We start from the raw sequence: 6,136 nt of genomic DNA on the forward strand, positions 1-6,136 counted from the left end.
TTCCCTGGGCTCCTGAATGTCTCACATGATCGACTCCCAGAAGCTGTTCGACTCCGCTCCCGCTCCGCTCATGGTGTTGGACCGGGAGTTGAAGTTCGTCGCGGCCAACCAGGCCTACTTGAACGCCACCTCGTTGCGGCGTGAGGAGATCCTCGGACGCCCCATCTTCGAGGTGCTTCCGCGAGACACGAGCCCCTCGGAGCCGGATGGCTCGCGGCTGCTCCGGGAGTCCCTCGAGCGGGTGCTCACCCGGCGCCTGCCGGACCTGCTCGCGATGACGGTGCAGCCCATCGCCCGCCCCACCAGGACGGGCCCGGTGCTCGAGAAGCGCTTCTGGAGCTACTCCCACCAGCCCCTGCTGGATGCCTCGGGCGACGTGGCCTTCATCCTCCAGCACGCCGTGGACGTGACGGACCTGCGCTCCGCGGACCTCTCCACCTGGGCGCCGGAGGACCGGCCGGAGGGCTTCTCCCAGGATCAGCTCGCGCACCTGATGGCCCGGATGTCGGCGGTGCAGGAGAACAACGAGAAGCTGGAACACGAGCGCCGCTACCTCCGCCAGCTGCTCGAGACGTTGCCCGGGGTGGTGGCGGTCCTCCGGGGGCCCGACTTCGTCTTCGAGATGGTCAACGAGAACTACCTGCCCTTCGTTGGCTTCCGGAACATCATCGGCATGCCGCTGCTCCAGGTGCGTCCGGAGCTCAAGGACCCCAAGAACAAAGGCGTCTACAACCTGTTCGAGCGGGTGTTCCACCAGGGCGAGTCGATCGCCATGCGCGCCTTCAAGATCTCCCTGCGCAAGAAGGAGAGCGATCCGCTGCAGGAGCTGTTCCTCGACTTCGACTACCGGCCCATCCGCCTGCCGGGAGGGCCCGTCCTGGCCATCCTCGTGTATGGCCAGGACGTCACGTCGCGGGTGCTCGCCGAGGAGCAGGTGCGCCACTACCAGGAGCACCTGGAGGAGCTGGTGCGCGAGCGCACCCGCGCGCTCGAGGAGAGCGAGGCCGAGCGGCGCAAGACCGAGGCGCAGTTGCGCCAGTCCCAGAAGATGGAGGCCGTGGGCAAGCTCACCGGCGGCGTGGCGCATGACTTCAACAACCTGCTCCAGGTCATCGCCGGCAACCTCCAGCTGCTGCAGCGCGACCTGGTGGGCAACGAGCGCGCCCTGACCCGTGTGCAGACGGCCACCCGCGCCGTGGACCGGGGCGCCAAGCTCGCCTCCCAGCTGCTGTCCTTCGCGCGCCGCCAGCCGCTCCAGCCGCTCGTCGTCAACGTGAGCAAGGTGGTGCGCGGCATGGATGATCTGCTGCGCCGCACGCTGGGCGAGGAGGTGGAGCTGGAGACCTCCACCCACAAGGAGCTGTGGAACACGTCGCTGGATCCCAACCAGTTCGAGAACGTCATCATCAACCTGGCCGTCAACGCCCGGGACGCCATGAATGGCAGCGGCAAGCTGACGATCGAGGTCGGCAATGCCACGCTCGACGACCACTACTGCCGGCTGCACCCCGAGGTCCTCCCCGGCCAGTACGTGTTGCTGGCCGTCTCGGACACGGGCGGAGGCATGACGCCGGAGGTGATGGAGCGGGCCTTCGAGCCGTTCTTCACCACCAAGCCCGAGGGCCGTGGCACGGGCCTGGGCCTGAGCATGGTGTATGGCTTCGTCAAGCAGAGCGGCGGCCACATCAAGCTCTACAGCGAGCTGGGCCATGGCACCACCATCAAGCTCTACCTGCCCCGGGCGGTGGAGGCCGAGGCGGAGGACGCCCAGGTCGTCACCGGCCCCATCCAGGGAGGCACGGAGACCATCCTCGTGGTGGAGGACGACGCCGAGGTGCGGGCCACCGTGGTGGAGATGGTGAGCGAGCTGGGCTACCGCGTGCTCAAGGCCGTGGACGCGGCGAGCGCGTTGGTGATCCTCCAGAGCGGCGTCCCCATCGAGCTGTTGTTCACGGACGTGGTGATGCCCGGTCCGGTGCGCAGCCCCGAGCTGGCCCGGCAGGCCAAGGAGCTGCACCCGGACATTGAGGTGCTCTTCACCTCGGGCTACACGGAGAACGCCATCGTCCACGGTGGACGGCTGGATGCGGGCGTGCAGCTGCTGAGCAAGCCCTACAGCCGGGAAGAGCTGGCCCGCAAGCTGCGGCAGTTGCTCGATGGCCGCCAGCAGCGCCTGGCGGTCCGCGGGCCCACCCGTGCGGCACCGGCCCCCACCGCCTCCGTGTCCGTGCGCCCGCCCGCGCCCGCCGCCGCGTCCCGCCGGTTGCGCGTGCTGCTGGTGGAGGATGACGAGGACGTGCGCTCGTCCGCGTGCGAGCTGATGGATCTGCTGGGGCACGAGGTGCTGCCCGTCACCAGCGCCGAGGAGGCCCGGGGCGCCATGGCCGCCAGTGGCTTCGACGTGTTGTTCACCGATGTGACGCTGCCGGGTGCGTCGGGAGTGGACCTGGCGCGCGAGGTGACGGAGCGCAAGACGGGGATGAAGGTCATCCTCGCCTCGGGCCATGGAAACGTGGCGCTCCCCAAGGGAGAGGCACCGCTGGAGGGCGTGGTGGTGCTGCCCAAGCCCTACTCGCTGCCGCAGATTCAGGCGGCACTGGAGCAGGCGGTGGCCCAGCCCTGAGCCGCCGCTCCCCGAGCGGCTATTCGAAGACCACGGTCTTGTGACCGTAGGCGATGATGCGGTCCTCCAGGTGGCAGCGCACCGCTTCCGCGAGGACCACGCGCTCCAGGTCGCGGCCCTTGCGCTCCATGTCCGCGACCGTGTCCCGGTGCGACACGCGCGTGACGCCCTGGGCGATGATCGGCCCCTCATCCAGCTGCTCGGTGACGTAGTGGCTGGTGGCGCCCACCAGCTTCACGCCCTTGCGGAACGCCTGCCGGTAGGGCTCCGCGCCCGCGAAGGCCGGCAGGAAGCTGTGGTGGATGTTGATGATGCGGTTCGGATACGCGGCGACGAAGTTGCCGGTCAGGATCTGCATGTACCGGGCGAGGACGACCAGGTCGACCCGCTCCTCGGCCAGACGGGCCAGGATGCGCCGCTCCTGCTCGGCCTTGTTCCCCGCGATGGGCTCGTGCACGAAGGTGTAGCCACGGCGGGTGAGCTCCGGACCGAGGTCCGGGTGGTTGGAGATGACGACGGGCACGTCGCACTGGATCTCCCCCGTGCGGTGACGGTCGAGGATGTCCAGCCCGCAGTGCGGATGCTTCGAGATGAGGATGCCCACGCGCAGCCGCTCGGACAGCACCCGCAGCGAGTGCTGCATGCCCAGGGCATCCAGGCCCTTCGTCAGCTCGGCGCGGACGCGCTCCCAGCCGTCCGGAACGGGAAACTCGATGCGCTGGAAGAAGAGGTTGGCCTCCGCGTCCAGGTGCTGGTCCGCGTGGTGGATGTTGAGCCCCAGCTTGAACAGGAGCCCGGACACATCCGAGACGATCCCTGGCCGGTCCGGGCCGGTGATGCGAACGACTGCGCGGTGGGTCGAGGTCATTGGCTCCACCCCTAACACGAGGCCGTTGAGTTCGCGCCCTGTCATTCCGCCGCCTCCATCCTCGGTTGACGGGCATGACACAGCTCCCCGTAATCTTGGGGGCGCTCCTGACGAACGGGAAGCATGGCCAAGAGGCTCCTCATGGTGCGCTGGGCGGTTCTCCTGCTGTTCCCTTTCCTCGTGGGGTGCAGCACGCCAACGAAGGTCATTCGCCTGGACACGGGACTGGGCGAGCCTCTCGTCCACGTCCCTCGCCAAGACGTGAAGCCGGTGGAACTGAGCGAGGAGGAATTCAAGGAGGCTGTGGCGGAACACGCCGCCTCCGTGCCAGTCGTGGCGCAGCCCCTGGAATACGCCCGGCGGCTGTTCGGAGTACCTGAGCGCAGCGGCTGGTTCCGGTACGAAGGGAGGAGTCAGCAATTCATTGCCTCGGAGCCAGGGAACCCCCAGGACCTGCACCTGTTGCCCGAGGATGAGGAACTGAAGCGCTGCTACCTGCTGTGGTGCGAGCGAACGTGGGGGACCGGGGACTGCCTCCGCCTGCTGGTGGACAAGCCCTTCCTGGATGGGGATGCCAGGTACGCCCTGGCCATGGCCATTGCCCAGAACAAGGTGCTGGGTGCCATGGAGGAAGAGTTGGCTCGAATGGTGAGTCCCCAGGCCGTGGTGGCCACGGTCGTCAGTGGCCTGACCATGTATGCCGTCTTGCTCACGCTGCCCGAGCCCGTCAGCAAGGGCCTCGCTGCGATTCTGACGCTGGGCGCCATGGCGTATCTAGGCTGGGACTCGGTTTGGCGGCTGATTGATGGATGGCTGGTGCTGATGAAGGAAGTGGATCGAGCCACGACCTTCGACGAGCTCTACGCGTCTGGAGAGAAGTTCGGAGATACCCTGGGGGAGAGGGCGGCTCGATCGTTCGTGATGCTTGCCACGGTGGCCATGGGGAACACGGCGACAGGCATGGTAGCGACGATGCCGAAGTTGCCTGGAGCCGGACAGGCGGCAGTGGTGGCAGAGGCACAATTGAACATTCGCTTGACGGCCCCTGCACTGGCTCAGGTGGAGTCGGTTGTTCTCAGCGCCAGGGGCGTCACCTTCGTGCTGGCTCCCAACGCCGTGGCCATGGCGGCTCGCGACAGTTCGAGCAGCGGTGCCGTAGGAAGATTCAGAGCAGGAACCTACGGTGAGCTCAAGAATGCTGGCATCAAGGACGCGCACCATGTGATTCAAGATGCCGCCGTTCGGGAGTTGCCCGGATATGACAGTCGTGCAGCCCCCGCTGTTGAACTGAAGGGCCCAGCGACACGCGTTGGCACTGCACACGATGAGGCGACTCAGGTTCAGCGTCAGGCCGGAGGGGGGACCTATGCTGACGAGCGGAGAATCGCCTATGAGGCGCTACGACGCGCAGGTCTGTCTCATGAAGAGGCGCAAACGCTGATTGGCCGCGCGGATGCCTACTTCAACTCGATCGGCGTCACTCCATCGACACCGACCAGAATCCCCGGTAATCGGTAGGAGGCCGTACTGTGGACACAAAATTGATGGTTCAGATTCGGCGCCTGATAGAGGATCTGGCGGCGGGACGGTATGCGGAGATCGCAGCGGATGGTCGAGCAGGACGCCTGACCGAGGCAGAGTTGAGAACTGCTGTCGAGGACTATGGGCGGACTCTTGTTCCCATGCCAGATGACGTTGAGATGACTGTAGATGTCTATGAGCAACCGTCCTCCCCAGATACAGTCGCCATTGATGTACCGCTGTGGACCCAGGAGGAGGGCCGCGGTGATCTGACGCTTTCGTTGACGGCGATCAAGCAGGGCGAAACCTACACAGTCGAAGTGGACGACCTGCACGTTCTTTAACCCACCGTCATCTGGGCAAAACCACCTCACCAGGGCACACGCTACCGTCAGGCTCCCAAATTCCTCGGATCTTCTGTAGCTGAGGTGGGCGCTCGTCGGTGGACTGTGCATCCCTATCTGGATGGCTGCCTCCCTCATCCTCCTTACGCGGAGCCTGCAAGCCAGACCCCGCTTCGTGCAGCATCCGCGCGACAGTGTCGCTACTCACCTCATGCCCTGTGTCTCCTTCTTCCCCGAGATGAATTATCTGTACTGCGGATATGACGCTCCGGCGCCAGGGCCACACGCCGGAGCAAGCAATTCCCCCTGTGGCGGGCTCACGCTCACGGGATGGTGACGTTCTGGTCACTCCTCACACCACAGGCGATGGGGGCCTCCGCGGCGGGGCATTCCCCGGCGGTGTAGGAGGAGATGCCTGTGCTGTACCAGCGCCCGACTCCCGAGTCCGTCACCTTCACCCCATCGCGTAGCAGCTCGTACTGGCAGGCCTGTCCACCCGAGTATCCGCCGCAAACGCTGTTCAGGCGCACCGTGTAGTTACCAGGCGTCGAGGTGGTGTAGCGGACCACGCCAGGAACGGGGCCACACCACTCCACGGAGCCACTCACCGTGACACACCATTTGCCGGGGGAGGAGAAGCGGAAGCGCTGGTTGGTCCCGCCAAAGCAGTCGAACTGGACCATGAGCTGGTTGTCCGCCGTGGAGGGGCCCGAAACGGAGACACACTTGCCCGTGTGCTTGGGCTTTATCTCGTAGTACCCCCCGCCCACGTCCACCAGC

At 66.1% G+C, this 6,136-nt stretch carries 6 protein-coding genes; 3 read left to right on the forward strand and 3 right to left on the reverse strand.

Going from position 1 to position 6,136, the window contains the following annotated elements; genetic code table 11:
• Positions 1-16: 16 nt before the first annotated feature.
• The gene (locus VFZ09_RS28900) at positions 17-2,623 is read left to right on the forward strand and encodes a response regulator (RefSeq protein ID WP_329730918.1); all 2,607 of its coding nucleotides are present in this window, start codon (positions 17-19) and stop codon (positions 2,621-2,623) included.
• Positions 2,624-2,642: 19 nt separating this feature from the next.
• Here VFZ09_RS28900 and purU read toward each other — a convergent pair whose 3' ends face one another.
• Positions 2,643-3,491, reverse strand: a complete 849-nt coding sequence (gene purU, locus VFZ09_RS28905) for a formyltetrahydrofolate deformylase (RefSeq protein WP_329730919.1) — start codon at positions 3,489-3,491, stop codon at positions 2,643-2,645.
• Positions 3,492-3,614: 123 nt separating this feature from the next.
• Between purU and VFZ09_RS28910 the strand changes: the two genes are divergently transcribed.
• Positions 3,615-5,009: a hypothetical protein gene (locus tag VFZ09_RS28910; RefSeq protein ID WP_329730920.1), complete on the forward strand. Its 1,395-nt coding sequence runs from the start codon at positions 3,615-3,617 to the stop codon at positions 5,007-5,009.
• A 26-nt stretch (positions 5,010-5,035) separates the two neighbouring features.
• Positions 5,036-5,356: a DUF7668 domain-containing protein gene (locus VFZ09_RS28915; protein WP_329730921.1), complete on the forward strand. Its 321-nt coding sequence runs from the start codon at positions 5,036-5,038 to the stop codon at positions 5,354-5,356.
• A 7-nt stretch (positions 5,357-5,363) separates the two neighbouring features.
• Here VFZ09_RS28915 and VFZ09_RS51740 read toward each other — a convergent pair whose 3' ends face one another.
• Together VFZ09_RS51740 and VFZ09_RS28925 are read right to left on the reverse strand one after the other, a co-directional pair.
• Positions 5,364-5,705 carry an ISAzo13-like element transposase-related protein gene (locus tag VFZ09_RS51740; RefSeq protein WP_414640757.1) on the reverse strand — a complete coding sequence of 114 codons (342 nt, stop codon included), beginning with the start codon at positions 5,703-5,705 and terminating at the stop codon, positions 5,364-5,366.
• Positions 5,680-6,136 (reverse strand): RICIN domain-containing protein (locus tag VFZ09_RS28925; RefSeq protein ID WP_329730922.1); only part of this gene is annotated, 457 nt, incomplete at its 5' end. The genes VFZ09_RS28925 and VFZ09_RS51740, both read right to left, overlap by 26 nt.

It is taken from the genome of Archangium sp., from assembly GCF_036277355.1.
Classification (GTDB): Bacteria; Myxococcota; Myxococcia; order Myxococcales; family Myxococcaceae; genus Archangium.